Annotated in this window: 14 protein-coding genes; 9 read left to right on the top strand and 5 right to left on the bottom strand. The window is 39.6% G+C overall.

Annotated elements, in window-relative coordinates; genetic code table 11:
- Window positions 1-9: 9 nt before the first annotated feature.
- The 3 genes from NXS00_RS05585 to NXS00_RS05575 all read left to right on the top strand — a co-directional run bounded on the left by NXS00_RS05585 (window position 10) and on the right by NXS00_RS05575 (window position 4881).
- On the top strand, window positions 10-1143 hold the full coding sequence (locus NXS00_RS05585) for a pyridoxal phosphate-dependent aminotransferase (RefSeq protein WP_258098133.1): 1134 nt from the start codon (window positions 10-12) through the stop codon (window positions 1141-1143).
- Window positions 1140-1985 carry a prephenate dehydrogenase gene (locus NXS00_RS05580; RefSeq protein ID WP_258098132.1) on the top strand — a complete coding sequence of 282 codons (846 nt, stop codon included), beginning with the start codon at window positions 1140-1142 and terminating at the stop codon, window positions 1983-1985. The genes NXS00_RS05585 and NXS00_RS05580 overlap by 4 nt, the downstream gene beginning before the upstream one ends.
- 154 nt (window positions 1986-2139) lie before the next feature.
- Window positions 2140-4881 (top strand): ATP-binding protein, encoded by a 2742-nt coding sequence (locus NXS00_RS05575; RefSeq protein ID WP_258098131.1) that lies wholly within the window; start codon window positions 2140-2142, stop codon window positions 4879-4881.
- Here NXS00_RS05575 and NXS00_RS05570 read toward each other — a convergent pair.
- Window positions 4878-5627, bottom strand: coding sequence for a LytR/AlgR family response regulator transcription factor (locus NXS00_RS05570; RefSeq protein WP_258098130.1), 750 nt, complete (start codon window positions 5625-5627; stop codon window positions 4878-4880). The genes NXS00_RS05575 and NXS00_RS05570 overlap by 4 nt on opposite strands.
- Before the next feature lie 156 nt (window positions 5628-5783).
- Here NXS00_RS05570 and NXS00_RS05565 point away from each other — a divergent pair, with 156 nt between their 5' ends.
- Window positions 5784-6152 (top strand): MotA/TolQ/ExbB proton channel family protein, encoded by a 369-nt coding sequence (locus tag NXS00_RS05565; RefSeq protein WP_258098129.1) that lies wholly within the window; start codon window positions 5784-5786, stop codon window positions 6150-6152.
- A gap of 65 nt (window positions 6153-6217) precedes the next feature.
- Here the strand turns inward: NXS00_RS05565 and NXS00_RS05560 are convergent, their stop codons facing one another.
- On the bottom strand, window positions 6218-7975 hold the full coding sequence (locus NXS00_RS05560) for a TonB family protein (RefSeq protein ID WP_258098128.1): 1758 nt from the start codon (window positions 7973-7975) through the stop codon (window positions 6218-6220).
- Complete coding sequence (locus tag NXS00_RS05555) at window positions 7968-8333, bottom strand: BlaI/MecI/CopY family transcriptional regulator (protein WP_258098127.1); 366 nt, start codon at window positions 8331-8333, stop codon at window positions 7968-7970. Before NXS00_RS05555 ends, NXS00_RS05560 begins: the two co-directional genes overlap by 8 nt.
- Before the next feature lie 316 nt (window positions 8334-8649).
- On the opposite strand from NXS00_RS05555, the gene NXS00_RS05550 reads away from it, so the two are divergent.
- The 5 genes from NXS00_RS05550 to NXS00_RS05530 all read left to right on the top strand — a co-directional run bounded on the left by NXS00_RS05550 (window position 8650) and on the right by NXS00_RS05530 (window position 15451).
- Complete coding sequence (locus tag NXS00_RS05550) at window positions 8650-9090, top strand: hypothetical protein (RefSeq protein WP_258098126.1); 441 nt, start codon at window positions 8650-8652, stop codon at window positions 9088-9090.
- 136 nt (window positions 9091-9226) lie between these two features.
- Window positions 9227-9547 (top strand): hypothetical protein, encoded by a 321-nt coding sequence (locus tag NXS00_RS05545; RefSeq protein WP_258098125.1) that lies wholly within the window; start codon window positions 9227-9229, stop codon window positions 9545-9547.
- Window positions 9548-9664: 117 nt separating this feature from the next.
- A complete protein-coding gene (locus NXS00_RS05540) occupies window positions 9665-10747 on the top strand; it encodes an efflux RND transporter periplasmic adaptor subunit (RefSeq protein WP_258098124.1) in 1083 nt (360 codons plus the stop codon).
- A 26-nt stretch (window positions 10748-10773) separates the two neighbouring features.
- Window positions 10774-14007 (top strand): efflux RND transporter permease subunit, encoded by a 3234-nt coding sequence (locus NXS00_RS05535; RefSeq protein WP_258098123.1) that lies wholly within the window; start codon window positions 10774-10776, stop codon window positions 14005-14007.
- Window positions 14008-14014: 7 nt separating this feature from the next.
- Window positions 14015-15451 (top strand): TolC family protein, encoded by a 1437-nt coding sequence (locus NXS00_RS05530; protein ID WP_258098122.1) that lies wholly within the window; start codon window positions 14015-14017, stop codon window positions 15449-15451.
- 78 nt (window positions 15452-15529) lie between these two features.
- Here the strand turns inward: NXS00_RS05530 and NXS00_RS05525 are convergent, their stop codons facing one another.
- Together NXS00_RS05525 and NXS00_RS05520 are read right to left on the bottom strand one after the other, a co-directional pair.
- Window positions 15530-16552, bottom strand: a complete 1023-nt coding sequence (locus tag NXS00_RS05525; RefSeq protein WP_258098121.1) for a zinc-binding dehydrogenase — start codon at window positions 16550-16552, stop codon at window positions 15530-15532.
- Between the two features lie 11 nt (window positions 16553-16563).
- Window positions 16564-18162: a mechanosensitive ion channel family protein gene (locus NXS00_RS05520; RefSeq protein ID WP_258098120.1), complete on the bottom strand. Its 1599-nt coding sequence runs from the start codon at window positions 18160-18162 to the stop codon at window positions 16564-16566.
- Window positions 18163-18194 lie beyond the last annotated feature (32 nt).

Below are 18194 nucleotides of genomic sequence, written 5' to 3'. Positions count from 1 at the left end.
TTGGACATTATGATCTCTGCTGCAGACCGTACACATCTTTTTACTGAGTACTATTTCTCCAAAAAGTTGCGTGAAATACGTCAACTTAAAGAGCAAGGAAGACCAATTATTAATCTAGGAATAGGAAGCCCTGATTTACCTCCTGCACCTGAGGTAATAACTGCATTAAATAGTGCTTCGCAAAGAAGTGATGTCCACGGTTACCAGTCTTATCAAGGATTGCCTGAGTTTCATCAGGCTGTAAAAGACTTTTATGGTAATAAATATCATTGCCAGATTGATTCACTAGATGTGCTGCCATTGATGGGCTCTAAAGAGGGAATCACGCACATATCTCTTGCGTATTTGAATCCAGGTGATAAGGTGTTAATTCCGGATTTGGGGTATCCAACTTATACTTCGGTAACCAGGATGGTTGGTTCAGAGCCTATTTATTATCCACTATCTAATGGTGATTATTTACCAGATTGGGATCAATTAGCCAATATGGATCTGTCGGGTGTAAAACTGATGTGGTTAAACTATCCGCATATGCCAACAGGTGCACAGAGTAATCTATCTGTTTTTCAAAAGTTTGTAGCGTTTGCCCAACAACACCAAATCCTACTGTGCCATGATAATCCTTACAGCTTCATTAGCAATGAAACTCCTTTGAGCATATTCCATGTTGCAGGAGCAGCAGAAGTGGCTTTGGAACTGAATTCTTTGTCAAAGACCTTTAACATGGCGGGATGGAGAGTAGGATGGGTAGTAGGAAAAAAAGAACTCGTTCAGCCTGTATTGCAAATTAAAAGCAATATGGACTCTGGTATGTTTTATGGGATCCAAAAAGCTGCAATTGAAGCGTTGAAGTTGGGAGATGCGTGGTATGCTCATTTAAATGAGACCTATCATAAACGCCGTATTCTAGCTCAAAAAATATTCGATAGGTTGAACTGCAGCTATGCAGAGGGGCAGGTTGGAATGTTTCTGTGGGCAGAAGCCCCAAAGGATGGGGAAGAATTCATCGAAGAGGTGTTGACGTTGTATGATGTATACATTGCTCCAGGATTTATATTTGGAGATCGAGGAAAGCCTTTTATAAGACTATCCTTGTGTGCACCAGAAGAAGTATTAAATGAAGCATATAATAGAATAAAATGAAAGTCCTTTTTGTTGGTACTGGTTTGATTGGGGGAAGTTTTTCACTTGCTATGCAAAAGCATGGACTTTTATCAGAAGCTGGCGGCTTTAGTAGAAAGGAATCGAATCTAGATAGATCGGTTGAACTTGGTTTGATCAGTAAGAAGTTTACAAACCTTGAAGACGGTATCAAATGGGCTGATTGGGTTATTTTATCAATTCCTGTTGATGTAATTGATCAGATGTTGCCAGGCATTCTAGATATGATTCGAGAAGAGCAGGTAATTGTTGATTTTGGATCTACGAAAGGCAAAATTTGTGAAACAGTTAAATCACACGAAGCTCGAGCACGATTCATAGCAGCCCATCCTATTGCTGGAACAGAATATAGTGGTCCAGAGGCAGCTTTTGCTAGCCTATTTGAAGAGAAACTCATGATTATCTGTGAGGACGGTCAGTCCAATCCTGCAGCCTTAATGCAGTTTGAAAAAGTGTGTAAGACCATTGGGATGAAACTGGAGTATATGGACGCCGAAGCTCACGATCGTCATTTAGCCTATATTTCACACTTGAGTCACATTACGTCTTACTCGTTGAGCAATGCTGTTTTGGACAAAGAAAAAGATGGTCAGGTGATCCTGGAGCTAGCTGGTTCTGGATTTGCATCTACAGTGCGATTAGCCAAAAGCTCCCCAGAAATGTGGGCACCTATCTTCATGGAAAATAAGAAAATGGTGTTGGAAGCGCTAGATGCTTTCTTGTCTAATACTGCTGAGTTTAAACGACTACTCGAAGCAGATGACTTAGATGGTATGTTTCAATTTTTAGAGAAGGGAAGAGCAATTAAAAGAGTCATAAAATAGCTTAAAACTGTTTGTGAATTATGGTTGATTGTTTGCATTTTTTAGGGATTCAGCTACCATATTTAGGGTAATTGTTGAATTTTCTAAGGATGAGGCTCCTTTTTTTGGGAGGTCGTTGTTTATCTTACTTGAACACCGCCACCGCACTAGTCACATGCTTAGAGTTTACTCGCTAATATTCTTTCTTATTGGATATGCCCAATTGACTTTTGGATTTAGTTCCAGTCAGGATTCTGTTATACTGCATCGGGCTACTTCGCAATATGGACAAAATGAAATCTCAAAGGACTCTTTAATTCGAGTATATGTAGAATTAGCTGAGAAAGCTCAAACATCTCATGATTTTAGGGAGTCAAGGAAATTACTAGATCAAGCCGAAAGCCTATTATCTGATTATTCGACAGTGGCTTATGCCGAAATTGCGAGATCACGTGCGATGATGGCTATGGAAGAGGATGATCGAGCTGAAGCCATCGAATTGCTTGTTAGTGCACTTGAAATATTTCGGTTAAATCAAGATTCGCTAGAGTATTTGACGACTCTTCGGCAGATAGGAGTTAACTACGATTATCTAGGTGATCATGAGGCTGCAAGACAATTTTATCAAAGTTGTGTGGAATTGGCTTCACTATTGAAGGATTCAGCAGTAATAGCCAGCAGTACTTACAATATAGGTGGTACGTATGCTGATGATGGAGATTTGAATAGGGCATTTAAGCTTTATAATCAGGCAGAGGAAATTGCTACCTTGATTGGTGATAAGACTTTGCTTCACAGAATTCATCACGCAATGGGGATTGATTACCGAGTACTTGGGAATAATTCCAAGGCAGAATTCCATAGTCGTGAAAGTTTAAGAATTGCCATAGAGACTCAGGACCTAAGAGCTATTGGGTTTGGGTATCAGGGCCTTGGATATATGTTTTTTGAGTTTTCTCAATATGATTCAGCGGAGTATTACATGAATAAAACTCTGGAAATTGCTCATCAGATATCCAATGATCAACTCAAAGAGAATGCAAGGGATGTGCTTCAGCAGATCTATTATAATCAAGGGAGATACAAGGAGGCCTACGATACATTTGTTCAGCTAGATGAGCAAGAAGACTCTTTATATAATATTCAAAACTCCAGGTTGGTCGCTGGAATAAAAGCTAAATATCAATCAGAGAAACAAGAGCGCCAGTTAGCGGAAAAGAACCTACAATTGGAAGCCGCTGGAGGTGATTTGGAAAGGCATCGAAATCTGCAAATTATTTTGATACTGTGTGTCTTGTTACTTGCTGCCGTGCTACTCCTCATCTATAGAGGTTACGTGTTGAGAAAACGGACTAATGATATGCTAAGGTCTAAAAATCAGGAGATTGAGCAACATTTGAAAGAAATAGAAAGTGTAAGTGCTAACAGGAGTAAATGGTTTGTGAATGTAGCGCATGAGCTAAGGACACCTCTTACCTTAATTAAAGGTCCTGTACAGAAGATTTTGTCATCCAATGATTTGACTACCGATATGCGTGCCGATTTGGAATTGGTAAACCGTAATACGTTGAGTTTAACCAATTTGGTAAATGAAATACTCGATCTATCGAAAATGGAGAATGGTGAAGTATCCATTAAAGAGTCAACATTCTCTTTGGATGGTTTAGTTTCCAGAGTAGTATCCGCATTTGAATCCAGAGCAGGACAGTTGGGTATTCACTTGAAATTGGTGATCAATGCACATGATCAGGTCACAGCTGATTATGATAAGTTGGAGAAGATTGTCATCAATTTGATTTCTAATGCGCTGAAGTTTACTCCATATGATGGCCTGATAGAGGTTTTTGTGACCAAATCTGCAAAGGGAAATCTCAAAGTGGTTGTTAAAGATACTGGTAGAGGAATCAGTTCCGATGATATCAATCACATTTTTGATCGATTCTATCAGTCGAAGGATATCAACAAAATAGTTGGAGGAACAGGTGTAGGATTGGCACTCAGCAAAGACATTGCAGAAATGCATGGAGGCGAACTTCGAGTAACCAGTACTCCAGGTATGGGTAGTACGTTCACGTTGATCTTACCTGAGGAGATTATTGCTGTGGATGATGCCTTGTTGCCATCAATCGAAGAACTTAAGCAAGAGGTTCTTGGCAATTCGCCTATCAATTCAAGTTTAGATGTAAAGCCAATATTGCTGCTTCTTGAAGATAATGATGATATGACATCATACATTTCATCTCTATTGGAGCCCTATTTCAATGTGAAAAATGTAGGTAATGGAAAGCTTGGCTTGGAGATGCTAGGTCAGTTTGATGTGAAATTCGTGATTTCTGATATCATGATGCCTGAGATGGATGGAATCAGTTTTCTGAAGGAGGTGAAAAAGAGTGATGCCTGGAAACACATTCCTTTTATTCATCTGACTGCATTACATGATGAAGCACTAAAAAAGGAACTCTTTCAGATAGGAATAGATGACTATTTGTTAAAACCGTTTGATTCTGATGAGTTGATAATCAGAGTGAGAAATCTCTACAGCAATTACATGCAGCGTGTGTCATTGGCTCAGAAATCGGAGTTGCCTGTTTCATATGATGAAAAGGTCATAGCACGCCTGAAACAGCAGGTTTTAGAGAATATTGGAGACTCCAATTTCAACGTCTTACGTTTAGCCGATGCTGCGGCTATGAGTGAGCGTCAACTCTACCGCTATTTGAAGTCAACAACGGGGTTTACGCCACTTCAGTTCATTCAGGAGATCAAACTGAACTATGCCAATGATTTGGCTAGAAGAAAGGCGTATTCGAGTATATCAGAACTGTCTTCAGCAGTTGGGTTTAAGCAGGCAGCCTACTTTTCAAATCTATTCGAGAAACGGTTTGGGAAGAAGCCAGGAGTTATTCTGAAATCCTAAACTTCAAGTGCCTCGAGCGCTTCTTTTTTGTAAGTACGGCTAATCTTGATTTTCATTTCTCCAATAGATAACTCTTCTTTTCCAAAAGTGCCAATGTGTTGTTTGTTGACAATAAACGAGCGGTGAACTCTTATGAAGTTGTCAGGGAGCTTTTCCTGAAATTGACTGATCTTCTCTTTAGTGATTACACTTTCGCTTGTAAGGTGAAGTTTGACGTAATCAGCTAGACTTTCCACTACCATTAAGTTGTCTAGCTCTATAGGTTTATTCTGACGATCAACTTTTACAATGATTTGCTGGGTTTTGTTCTTTTCATTTTGTTCTTCTATTCTGTTGAGTAAGTGTTCTTTTCTTTGATATCTCTTGATGAGAAGAATAAATGCGTTGACGAATACGATAAAATATATGGTTGTTGTGAGCAGGAATAGGTTAGTGGAGTAGGGGTTTAGATTGGCGTATTTATAGTTTGCCAACACGATGAATGCAGTGGTAAGCACAATCTCTTCAAAATAGAGGGAGATGATCAAAGTATAAAAGCAATACAGTCCGAATTTGACATAGCGTTGCTTAAGTAAGTAGTTTGGCACTAACCAATAATTGAAAAAATAAGAGGTGCCAATTGCCACAGGTAATAGGAAAGTGACATAATAAAATGATTTAGTGTACTGACCATCAGCCTGGCCAAAGGTGATTGTCAGGAATACCAATATCAGCGTCCAGAAAAGAATGTGTTGGGCTATGCGCATTGAATAAGATTTGTTTCGAAATTCGCCATTTTTGATGAATCTGACATAGATTATCGATGAAATGCAGGTTAGCGTATGGATTCTACATTGCAGTGAATTGGAGATCAAACCTAGTTTTGAACCATCAATTTGTTTCAATTAAAAGTATCAAAAACTATGATCGAATTATTTTATGAAGGTGGTCTACTTTTTATGGCAATGGTGACCATCGTACTATTCTCAGGAATAGTAGTTGCTGTAATGGCGGTGATTTCAATGCTTAATGGTGCTGAAGTAGTTAAAGTGAAAACTACCCTTGGTTACTTAAAATCTATTGCATTACTCGCAGTGATAGTTGGTGTTCTTGGTCAAATGATTGGCTTATACTCTGCGTTTGAGGCTATCGCCGAGGTAGGAGAGGTTTCACAGGCATTATTAGCAGGTGGATTAAGGGTTTCATCTATAACTACAATATATGGATTGATCTCGTTTGTAATATTGTATATAATCAACTTTGCTTTATCTCTAGCACTGACCAAAAAATAAAAACAAAAGGGCGATCCAGAAGATCGCCCTTTTTAGTTAACCATAATTCAATGCTTACATAACAATTAGTTTGCACCAGCGGTGAGTTTTTTGGTCTCATAGCCTATAAAGCTAAGTACAAGGTCATGAGATTCGTCCGTTACTTTGAGTTTAAATTTTCCTTCCAGATTGGAAACGGTACCTGTTGAAGTTCCATCCTCTACGATGTTTACTCCAGGCAATGGCTTACCAGAATCAGCACTATAAACTGTTCCAGACCAAATTCCATCTTCAAATTTTCCGTCTATCTTGAATTGCTCGTTTTGAGTTTCCACTTCTTCAATTACAATAATTCCCTGGTTGGATTCATCTTCATTTAACTCATCTCCAAGTTTGAAGATGATTGGAAGAACCATTCTTACTCGAACGGGCTTACCTCTTTGGGTACCCGGTTTGAAGTTTTCAATTCCTTGCATGACACGTTCTGCTTCAGCATCGCATCCTGCTCCAATACCTTTTACCGCCTTAACTTCTGATACTGATCCATCTTTTTCAACAATAAACTGAACATATACTCTGCCTTCTACACCCATTTGTCTGGCTTGTAGAGGATAGTCAAGGTTTTGACCAAGATATTGATAGAATGCAGGCATTCCTCCAGGGTATTCTGGTTGCTCTTCAACTAACGTGAACACTTCTCCGTCCATTTTAGATTTTTCCGCCACATAGTTGAAGTTTGCACCATCTTTCTTCACTGCGATATAAACCGCTCTGTTTTCTTTATCTACATTGATCGCATGGATAAGTGAAGGGTCTAGTTCCTGCAGCTCTTTGATGTTGGAGATTTTTTGATCCTCGCTGACAGTAGCCTTAATAAAAGTCAGCTGGTCCTTTACTTCTACCAGGTTCATTTGCATATCAGCAGGGAGCTGATCAAAGGTGATGGCATCACTTGCTTCACCTACTTTTTTGATCTCCTGATCCAATTCTTCACTACATGCAAATACTACAAAGAGTACGGCCGATAGTGATAACAAAGCTCCAAGTTTCCAGGGGCTTACTTTTTTTGCATTTTGCTTCATTGCTTTTAGTCGTTTTAAGATTAAACCATCATGAAACGAGCTGGCCAAGCTCAGTCCATTGGATTTCAAAGTAGAACTGATCAGTATAGACGAATACCAGTCAATGTTGAAAGCTTTTAAAGCAAAGGCATCAGCTTGATACTCGTGTATTTTTTTAATTTCTTTATTGATATACCATGCACTTGGCAACCACCAGAATAACATTCTGAATAGTTGGAAGAACAATAGGTCGTAAGTATGCCCTAAGTCTGCATGAGCTTTTTCATGCTTTAAAATAGCAGTGTATTCATTGATGTCTTCAAAGACATTTTTACCTACAAAAATCCAGTTGAAGAAGGTAAAGCTTCCTGTGATTTCATCAGATTTACGAACATTAAACTCTTCATATGCCACACTCTGACTATTCCTCTCCAGTTTCAATAGGTAATACAAGCTTGAAATAAACTGATATAGGAAGAATAGACTGATCACCAACGAAGGGTAGATTAATAAGGATAGGTCAAAAATTGGGCCTTCCTGGATAGGGGTCATTTCTACCACTTCAAGTGTAACTGTGCTTATTGGTTCTTCTATGGTAGGAGAGGACCAAAAGTTCCCAATTAGTTTGGGTAGTTTAAGAAAAGGAACGACAATAGCTAAAAGAGTAGAGCCTAATAAGAAGGATCTCATTTTACTGTATTGTCTTTCATTTCTAAGAAAGAACCAGTATCCTGCAATCAGAGATAGATGTATGACTGTAAGTTCAATGACGTAATTAATCATGCTCCTTGTCTTTTAGTTCTTTTAACAAATCTTCAAGCTCATTTAGGCTTAGATTATCCTCTTTGGTGAAAAAGGAAACCATTTGCTGATAACTTCCACTAAAATATCTGCTTACAAAACCTTTCATAAAGGATTTGGTATAAGCTTGTTTGGTGATTAGTGGATGGTATTTATGCGATTTACCGTGAGCTTCATGTCCCACAAATCCCTTCTGTTGAAGAATGCGCACAATAGTAGAAACTGTATTATATGCTGGTTTGGGCTCAGGTAATTTTTTAATGATTTCTTTGACGAATGCAGATTCTAGTTCCCATAGAACTTGCATGATTTCTTCTTCGGCTTTTGTTAACTCTTTCATTTAAATGTTTTTTCCCGGGTAAAACTTTCAATCATTCTGGAGAGCAATTGAAAAGGTCATTCTTGTAGTAAAATTAACCATGTTGCTTTTCTCAATTCCTCCCAGAATGATCTTGTTAAAGAAAGTAACGAGCTCTCTTTAACTAAATCGTTAGTTCAAAACTAAGTCCTTAGTTTAATCTTTCCAAATTATTTAAACTAAATATTTAGTTGATAGAGGTGGTATTGGTTTTAACTAATTGATAGTTAGTTGGTTGTGAGGATTTTTTGGGGGAAATAACTATATTCAATCAACATTTATCCCCATATGCTCAACCATGAAAGTACATTTAATAATAATCCCGTTTTTTGCTCTGAGTTTAATGGCTTGTAAAGAAGAGCGAATAAGAAAAGTGAAAATAACTGAATCTACCTGTGATAGAATAATATCCAGTCTTGGATGTGAAGATAGTTCCCTTTTCAAGTTGACTATAAAAGGATCTGCCAAAGGAACTAGTCTGTATATATTGGAATCCAATGAACCTCCAGATTCAGTGATTTTGGATTGTGGAGTTTGGTCAAAGGAAGATGATTATCATTGTTTCAGGGAGAATAACCAACCCAATAAAATTGAATTTGAGTATATAGCCTATTTACGTTGTATCCCGGAAAATGCTTTTTTTGGAACCTTGGATTTTGACTTTAGATCCTCTTTACCAAGTTCCTGGTTTGGGACAGGTTCAGATTTTGAGAATAAAGTTTCTGTAAGTTGTAGATAAGAGGATTTTCATGAGCAGAGAATTCATGTTCATCGAAGAATAATCCGGCTCATCCATTTTTTGTCATTGATAATTGCTCCTCCAGATTCTATCCAGAATTGGCCTCTAATATCGCAGTGTAGATTGTAAAAACTGAATGTATATCAAGACAAGATACCTGCAACGTACCAGAATAAACTATACCTACAGCATTATTGCTTCAGTGTTGTTGCTCAGTCTATTGGTCGTAGTGCTATCTGATGGAGTCCTTTTCGAATTAGCTGAATGTTCGCTGGCAATAGAGGTGCTAACATTGATTAATGTGTTGGTTGTTTCTACACTTCTGATCAGTTCAGTAACTACATACACAGATAACGAACAGATAGTCCAACAAGTAACTATTTCTTTTATGATTTGGAGCACTGATAGGTGCAGACGACCTATCTGGAAGAGTTCAATCTCCAATAACTCTCCTTAGCTACAGCTTTAGAACTCCACATTGCTACTAAAATTTATTTATCGCTTCCCAATAAACAGTGAAAGAAGGGAAGTGCCAAAAAAGAAGTATAACCAACTGTAAACTTATCAGTACATTATGAACAAAATATTGATGCTCACAAGCTTGTGCGCCATGATTATCTTCTCAAGCTGTGAATCGCATAAGGAGCACGTAGAACACGAAGTTAAATACCTTGCTACAAGTCCTATCAAGAGAGATACGCTTACCCAAAGAAACTATGTGTGTCAGATTCACTCTGTTCAGCACATTGAATTGAGAGCTTTGGAAAGAGGTTATCTAGAAAAGATCTTCGTTGATGAAGGTCAGTTTGTGAAAAAGGGACAGCTGATGTTCCAAATCATGCCAAGATTGTATCAAGCAGAATTGAAAAGGTCTGAGGCCGAAGCAAATTTTGCTGAGATTGAATACCAAAACACGAAAAACCTTGCTGAGCGCAATGTGGTGGCTCCTAATGAGCTTGCGCTAGCAAAAGCAAAATTGGATAAAGCAAAAGCTGAATTAGCCCTTGCTCAAGTTCATTTAGATTTTACACAAGTTAGAGCTCCATTTGATGGTATCATGGATCATTTCCATGTAAGATTGGGAAGTTTGGTTGAAGAAGGGGAGTTGTTAACTACACTTTCTGATAACCATGAAATGTGGGTTTATTTCAACGTGCCAGAGGCTGAATATCTAGATTACAAGATCAAAATCAATGCTGATACAGCATTGAAAGTACAATTGAGATTGGCAAACGATAAGATCTTCGCTTATGAAGGTGAGGTAAATACCATTGAGGCTGACTTCAACAACGAAACAGGTAACATCGCTTTCAGAGCAACATTCCCTAATCCAAAAGGTCTATTGAGACATGGTGAGACTGGTAATGTGCTAGTAAGTGCTCCATTGAACGGGTCATTGTTGATCCCACAGAAATCAACATTTGAAATACTTGATAAAAAATATGTATTCGTCATCGATGATGACAATGTGATTCATTCTAAGCAAATCGTGGTAGGTGCGGAACTACCTCACTTGTACGAAGTGAAAGCTGGATTGGAAGAATCAGACAGAATCGTTTTAGAGGGTTTGAGAAAGGTACGTGATGGTGATAAAATCAGTTATGATTTTCAAGATCCTGCCAAAGTGCTTAACGAGCTTGAATTGTACTCTGAATAATTCATTATCCTTTAACTAACGATACAATGTTTTTTAGTAGAATAATACATCGGCCGGTTTTGGCCATCATCATATCGATCGTGCTCTTGTTTACAGGGGTGTTAGCGATCAAGACATTACCGATTTCACAGTTTCCTCAGATTGCTCCAACTACGGTGAACATATTCATCGCATTCCCTGGATCGAGTGCTGAGGTATTGGTAAACTCTACATTGATTCCGCTTGAGCAGGCAATCAACGGTGTGCAGGGCATGCGTTACATTTCTTCTGATGCTACTAGTGCGGGTGAAGCAACCATAAGGGTGATATTTGAACCTGGTACGGATCCGAACCAGGCAGTAGTAATGGTAAAAACGAGGGTTGACCAGGTACTGCCATTACTCCCTCCTCTGGTTCAGAGAGAAGGGGTAATCATCACACCAATTCAGCCGAGTATGTTGATGTATGTCAATCTCTACAGTACCAATAAGGAGGATGACGAAAAGTTCTTGTACAATTATGCCAACGTCAACATGATCCCTGAGATTCAGCGGATTAATGGTATCGCGAGAGCTCAGATTCTTGGTAGCCGTCAGTTTGCAATGAGGGTTTGGTTAAAGCCAGACCGAATGAGAGCTTATAAGATCTCGGCAGAAGAGGCAGTAGAGGCGATGATGGAGCAAAGTATCATTGCAAGACCTGGTCGACTTGGTAGAGCAGATAGTAAAGACGCACAGTCTTTAGAGTATGTATTGACGTATCAAGGTAGATACAACAAACCAGAGCAATATGAACAGATCATTGTTCGTGCAAACGAAGAAGGTGAGATCATCTATCTCCGTGACATTGCAGAAGTAGAGTTAGGAAGTGAGTTCTTCGATATTTACTCGAATTTGGATGGTTATCCATCAGCTTCCATTGTCTTGAAGCAAACTGTAGGAAGTAATGCGTCGGATGTAATTGCGGATGTGAAATCACAGCTGGAGGAAATGAAAGAGTTATTCCCTCCGGGAATGGATTATAAAATCAGTTATGACGTTTCTAATTTCTTAGATGCATCTATTGAGCAGGTAATTCACACGTTACGAGATGCTTTCATACTTGTGGCTCTTGTGGTATTTGTGTTCCTGGGTGACTGGAGATCTACATTGATTCCAATTATTGCTGTACCGGTATCGTTGATTGGTGCCTTCTTCGTGATTCAGATGTTTGGATTGTCGATCAACTTGATCACATTGTTCGCATTGGTACTAGCAATTGGTATTGTGGTCGATGATGCCATTGTGGTGGTGGAAGCAGTCCACGCTAAGATGGAAGAGAAGAATTTATCTCCTTACAATGCTGTAAGAGAAGTAATGGGAGAGATTAGTGGTGCGATCATCGCAATTACACTGGTAATGGTGTCGGTGTTCTTACCAATCACGTTCATGCCTGGTCCTGTGGGAGCATTCTATAGGCAGTTTGGTATCACGATGGCTAGTTCCATTATCCTTTCTGCGGTAGTAGCCTTGACGTTGACTCCAGTACTTTGTGCGATGTTGTTGAAAAACAATCATGGTAAAGAGAAGAAGCGCAATGTATTGACTAAAATGTTGGATAGCTTCAACAGTGGTTTTGAAAAGATGACTGGAGGTTATGTAGGCATCTTGAAGAAAATAGTTAATCGAAAGGTGGTAACCTGGGGAGTAATTGCTGCTTTCGCAGTGGGTATTTACATTGAAAATAACTCCGTTTCTTCTGGATTCATTCCTAATGAAGATCAAGGTACCATTTATGCAATTATTCAAACACCTCCGGGAGCAACACTAGAGCGTACCAACTTGGTAGCGCACCAATTGCAGGAGATTGCTGAAGAGATAGATGGTATCGAGTCAGTATCCGCACTAGCCGGTTATGAGATCATGACTGAAGGTCGTGGATCCAACGCCGGTACTTGTTTGATCAACTTGAAAAACTGGTCAGAACGTGAGCACTCTGTAACGGAGATTATGGAAGAGCTGGAAGAAGAGACAAGAAACTTAGGTGCAATTATCGAGTTTTTCGAGCCACCGGCAGTTCCAGGTTTCGGTACATCAGGTGGTTTCTCTATGCGTATGTTGGATAAGACGAACTCTACTGATTATCAGGAGTTTGATAGAATCAATACTTTGTTCATGGATGCTTTGAAAGAACGTCCTGAGATCACTGGTTTGTTCACCTTCTTTGCTGCGAATTATCCCCAGTATGAGATGATCATTGATAACAAGATCGCCATGCAAAAAGGAGTTACTATTGATAAAGCAATGGAGAACCTTAACATTTTGATCGGTTCAACTTATGAGCAGGGATTTATTCGTTTTGGTAGATTCTTTAAGGTTCACGTACAGGGTCACCCTGATTATAGAAGGTATCCATCTGATTTGGATGAGTACTTCGTGAAAAACGAACATGGAGAAATGGTTCCTTATTCATCCTTCATGAAGTTGGTGAAACGCCAGGGACCTAACGAGATTACACGATTCAACTTGTATAACTCAGCCTCTATTCGTGGACTTCCGGCTAAAGGTTATACCACCGGTGATGCGATTGAAGCAATTCGTGAAGTTGCAGCGAATACGTTGCCAAGAGGATATGATATTGCATTTGAGGATTTGTCTTATGACCAATCACGTAGAGGAAACGAGGCATTATACATCTTCATAATTGTAATCATCTTCGTTTACCTGGTATTGGCAGGACAGTATGAGAGCTTCTTGCTTCCACTTGCTGTAATCCTTTCGTTACCGGTGGGTATTTTCGGATCGTTTGCGATGTTGAAAATGATGGGACTTGCCAATGACGTTTACGCTCAGGTCGGTTTGATTATGCTCGTAGGTCTATTGGGTAAAAACGCCGTCCTAATTGTGGAATTTGCCGTGCAGAAGCACCGTGAAGGAGCTACCGTTCTAGAAGCGGCCATTGAAGGGGCTAAGGTACGTTTCAGACCAATTTTGATGACTTCATTTGCGTTCATCGCTGGTCTGATTCCTTTGGTAATCTCACACGGTGCTGGAGCTGTTGGTAACAAAACGATTGGATCGTCAGCTATGGGAGGAATGATTTTGGGTACTGTATTCGGGGTACTCGTGATTCCTGGTCTGTATTACATCTTTGGAAACATGGTAGAAGGTAAGAGTCTGATTAAGGACGAACACGATTCTCCACTTTCTGAAGAATATGTACAGCATGTCGTAGACCATGATAAATGGATAGAAGAACGAGCTAAAAAAGGCTCTGAATCTCATGATGATGACACTAAATAGAAGACAAATGATCACAAAATATATAAACAGAAGTTTAGCAATGGTCTCCATGACCGTTGCTATCTACTCCTGTACACCGGAATTACAAGTAAAGGAGGTAAGCAAAAACCTTCCTGATCAATACAAGGATGAAACCGATACCACCAATTCTGCTCAAATGAATTGGAGGGAATACTTTACCGATCCAAACCTGGTTGCCCTGATTGATACAGCTTTGATGAACAACCAGGAGTTGAACATCACACTTCAAGAGATCGAGATTTCTCGCAATGAAGTAATGGCTAGGAAAGGGGAGTACCTTCCTTCTGTTGGCTTAGGAGCAGGTGCTGGGTTTGATAAAGTAGGTAGATACACCAGAAATGGTGCATTGGAGGCTACAACGGATATTGAACCAGGTAAAGAGTTTCCGGAACCTCTAGGTGATTATATGCTAGGTGCATATGCGAGCTGGGAAGTGGATATCTGGAAGAAGTTGAGAAATGCAAAAGCAGCTGCTTACAATAGGTATTTGTCATCGGTTGATGGTAAAAACTTTGTGGTAACCAACTTGATCGCTGAGATCGCAAACTCTTACTATGAGTTGTTGGCATTGGATAACCAATTGGCAATCGTACAACAAAATATAGATATCCAAAAGGATGCTTTGGAGGTTGTGAAATACCAAAAGCAATCTGCCAGAGTAACCGAATTGGCTGTAAAGCGATTTGAAGCTCAGGTGTTGAGTACCAGGAGTTTGCAGTACGAAATTCAACAGTTGATCATAGAAACAGAAAACAAGATCAACTTCTTGTTGGGTAGATATCCTCAGCCAATTCAGAGATCTTCTGAAGACTTTGGAACCCTCGTGCCTGCACTCGTAAGTTCAGGTATTCCATCACAATTGTTGCAGAACCGTCCTGATATAAGACAAGCGGAGCTGGAGTTGATGGCTTCTAAGCTAGATGTGAAATCTGCAAAAGCGAATTTCTACCCATCATTGGGAATCAATGCAGGAATTGGCTTACAAGCTTTCAATCCAACGTATTTGGTGAAAACACCGGAGTCATGTTTGTATTCACTGGCTGGTGACATTGCTGGTCCATTGATCAATAGAAAAGCAATTACTGCGACCTATTTGAATGCCAATGCAAAGCAGATACAAGCAGTTTACAACTATGAGCGTACCATATTGAATGCGTATTTGGAAGTTCAAAACCAACTAGCAAGCATTGGTAACCTGGCGAATAGTTATGAATTAAAAGAGCAACAAGTACAAGCCTTGACCGAGTCAGTAGATATTTCCAATACCCTCTTCAAATCAGCGCGAGCTGACTATATGGAAATATTATTAACGCAGCGAGATGCACTTGAGTCAAGATTTGATCTTGTGGAAACCAAGATGCTACAGATGCATGCATATGTAAACATCTACCGAGCACTTGGTGGAGGATGGGAATCAAAATAACCTATATAGATTAGGCTACAGTGGTTATGTCGCCACCCAAAGCTGTCGTAGCAGCAGTGAGGGTGGCGATTTCCTTTTTTACCACTTGATGGCAATTTTGCCAATGGATTGCCTGCTCTCTAAAAAGGCATGAGCTTCTGCTAGTTGGGTATGGTCAAACTCTTTGCCAACCGTCGGTTTTAGGATTGCCTTGTTAGACATTTCTACCACTCCCTTTAGTGCTCTTTGGAATGCTTTTGGTTTATTATCTGCTATCTTTAGCATGTTGAGGCCTATCAAAGACCTAGATGAAGTAACCAGTTTAATAGGACTCCAGAATCCAAATCCAAAGACCATTTTTAGCATTTTGAAGATGTTGCCGCGTGCTTCAGTCATTTTAGAGGCGCCAAATATGACTACTCCACCACCAGAGTTTAAGAGGGCAAAGTCTTTCTTTACATAGTCTCCACCAATAGGATTGAAAGTAGCATCTAGTTTGCCCTGAAAGCCAAGTTTGGTGATCTCTTCGAGATAATCCACTTGTCGATAATTGATTGGGTAATCAACACCAAGACTTCTTAAATACCCTAGTTTTTCTTCTGATCCAGCTGTTCCAAATACAGTAACTCCTTTGTGTTTTAGAATTTGAATCAATGCTGTTCCCACACCACCTGCGGCAGCATGAACCAATGCCTGATCACCTTCAAACAAGCTCAAGCATTCCTCAACCGCGTAATAGGCGGTCATGTATTGTGTTGCTAACGCCGTTGCTTCTCCAATACTCAAGCTTTCGGGAATAGGAGTGACAGCTATATCCGGAGTAATGATATGATCCGCATATCCACCAAATCTCGTGAAAGCTAAAACTCGCTGACCAATTTCTAGACCTGTAACCCCTTCACCAAGAGCTTTTACTTTGCCGACATTTTCATATCCAATGACAGTAGGCAATGGCGGACACTCTTTGTAGATACCCAGCCGAGCCATGACGTCCGCAAAGTTGAGGCCGAATCCTTCCGACTCTATTAAGACTTCTCCAGCTCCTGGAGTTGGAGTTGGCTTTTCTTCCAATTTAAAAGCTTCTTCCGCTTTACCGTTTTTGACTAATGTATATGCCTTCATGCTGGTTTGTTTTATTTCTGATTTTCAAAGAATGCTGCCATTTTTTGATTGGCTTCATCCTGTGAAGTATAAGATGGAGAAAGACTTTGCTGCCCAGGGAAATTTTCCATATGTAATGTCTGTGTAGGGAAAGCGAAGTTTACACCTAGTTCGTTTCCTAATTTCAGAATCTGCATTAACACTTCATGTCTTGCTTTCAATTCTGCTCCCCAATCTGGCACTTCAAAGAAAATATAGAACATGATGTTTAGTGAAAATGCAGCCATGTCATTGAAATACACATTGTAATAGTCTTTACGTGTATCAGGATGTGTCTCTACGATTTTACGAAGACCTTCTACAAATGTATTGATCAGTTCTGGCGGAGTATCATAGGTTACAGCGATTTGCGTGTAGAATCGTCGGTACTGACGCATGCCATGGTTGTCAATCACACTATCTGCAAGCTTTCCATTTGGCACATACATCAATGAGTTTCGGAACGTTCTGATTCTGGAAGATCTAAAGCCAACTTCTTCTACAGAGCCATCTATGTCTCCGGATGTAATCCAATCGCCTATTTGGAATGGTCTATCAATGAAGATCATCAATGATCCAAAGAAGTTCTTGATGGTATCCTGAGCCGCTAAAGCAAATGCCAAACCTCCGATGGATAATCCTGTTAGCAAAGGAATAATTGGAATATCGAGATTCTCCAAAATGAACAAGGTACCAACTCCAACCACAAATGTCTTGAGTGTTTTACGAAGAAGTGGAACTAGCTGATCGTCTAAAGTACTTTCAGTTTTCTTTGCCAAATGTTCCAGGTACATTGATAGAATATCTACCAGTCTGTAGAATACGATTGTACCAAACAATGGTAATAATGCCTTTAAGATTAACATTACCCAATGTGAGGTATCAGGGGGTAGCTGAAGTACCGGAAGGAAAATCCTTAAAAGTAGAATTACAACAAACAGACTTATTGGTCTAGCTACGGGCATCATGAAGTGATCAGCCAGCTTTTCATATCCCGCTTTCATGAGTAATCGGGTGATGATCTCTTCAAAGAGTACCGAGAATACCTTATGAATCAATACACTCAAAAGAGTTAAAATCAAGATTCCAATATATTGGTACAGGTACAGACCCATGATTTTTCTGGTACCTATTTTCGGTAGTAGCTGTAGGAGTTTGTCTGTCCCAAATGGGAAGATTTCGTCATGAAAATCTTCAATCGCAGCAAAGGATGATTTGGCATAAATCCATTGGTCATTTTGTTTGACAAGCAAAATGGCCGGATGGTGTTCATTGATGATATATTGATTTCGGTTTCTTATGGAATCACGATAATTCGGATCTTTAGGAATAGTCTCCATCGTGATATAAGTGCCTTCACCATCCCAGGCCTGTTTCAATTGAATTGCCGTTTTAATGGCTAACTCTTCGGACACACCAGATTGGATAAACGGTTGTGCAGCTTTGATTTCGTCATAGTGTTCGTCTTGCAAATAGAATAAATGGGTTCTGATGGAGCCATATGGAGACGATAGATCAACAAACAAAGAGTCCTGAGTATGTCCAAAAAATGAGATGAAACAAAGGGAAATAAAAAGGAGTTGCTTAGTCATACTTATCTTGATTTCGCGTAAAGGTAAGTGTT

The organism is Marinoscillum pacificum, from assembly GCF_024714495.1.
Taxonomy (GTDB): domain Bacteria; phylum Bacteroidota; class Bacteroidia; order Cytophagales; family Cyclobacteriaceae; genus Marinoscillum; species Marinoscillum pacificum.
The sequence above is the reverse complement of the archived record's forward strand: the minus strand, read 5'-3'. Positions and strand labels throughout refer to the sequence as shown.

Excerpts from the sequence above, each read along its gene's own strand:
- NXS00_RS05560 (WP_258098128.1), bottom strand. The coding sequence starts at position 7,975 with ATGATTAATTACGTCATTGAACTTACAGTCATACATCTATCTCTGATT.
- NXS00_RS05565 (WP_258098129.1), top strand. The coding sequence starts at position 5,784 with ATGATCGAATTATTTTATGAAGGTGGTCTACTTTTTATGGCAATGGTG.
- NXS00_RS05555 (WP_258098127.1), bottom strand. The coding sequence starts at position 8,333 with ATGAAAGAGTTAACAAAAGCCGAAGAAGAAATCATGCAAGTTCTATGG.
- NXS00_RS05575 (WP_258098131.1), top strand. The coding sequence starts at position 2,140 with ATGCTTAGAGTTTACTCGCTAATATTCTTTCTTATTGGATATGCCCAA.
- NXS00_RS05580 (WP_258098132.1), top strand. The coding sequence starts at position 1,140 with ATGAAAGTCCTTTTTGTTGGTACTGGTTTGATTGGGGGAAGTTTTTCA.
- NXS00_RS05570 (WP_258098130.1), bottom strand. The coding sequence starts at position 5,627 with ATGCGCATAGCCCAACACATTCTTTTCTGGACGCTGATATTGGTATTC.
- NXS00_RS05545 (WP_258098125.1), top strand. The coding sequence starts at position 9,227 with ATGTATATCAAGACAAGATACCTGCAACGTACCAGAATAAACTATACC.
- NXS00_RS05520 (WP_258098120.1), bottom strand. The coding sequence starts at position 18,162 with ATGACTAAGCAACTCCTTTTTATTTCCCTTTGTTTCATCTCATTTTTT.
- NXS00_RS05525 (WP_258098121.1), bottom strand. The coding sequence starts at position 16,552 with ATGAAGGCATATACATTAGTCAAAAACGGTAAAGCGGAAGAAGCTTTT.
- NXS00_RS05540 (WP_258098124.1), top strand. The coding sequence starts at position 9,665 with ATGAACAAAATATTGATGCTCACAAGCTTGTGCGCCATGATTATCTTC.
- NXS00_RS05585 (WP_258098133.1), top strand. The coding sequence starts at position 10 with ATGATCTCTGCTGCAGACCGTACACATCTTTTTACTGAGTACTATTTC.
- NXS00_RS05550 (WP_258098126.1), top strand. The coding sequence starts at position 8,650 with ATGAAAGTACATTTAATAATAATCCCGTTTTTTGCTCTGAGTTTAATG.
- NXS00_RS05530 (WP_258098122.1), top strand. The coding sequence starts at position 14,015 with ATGATCACAAAATATATAAACAGAAGTTTAGCAATGGTCTCCATGACC.
- NXS00_RS05535 (WP_258098123.1), top strand. The coding sequence starts at position 10,774 with ATGTTTTTTAGTAGAATAATACATCGGCCGGTTTTGGCCATCATCATA.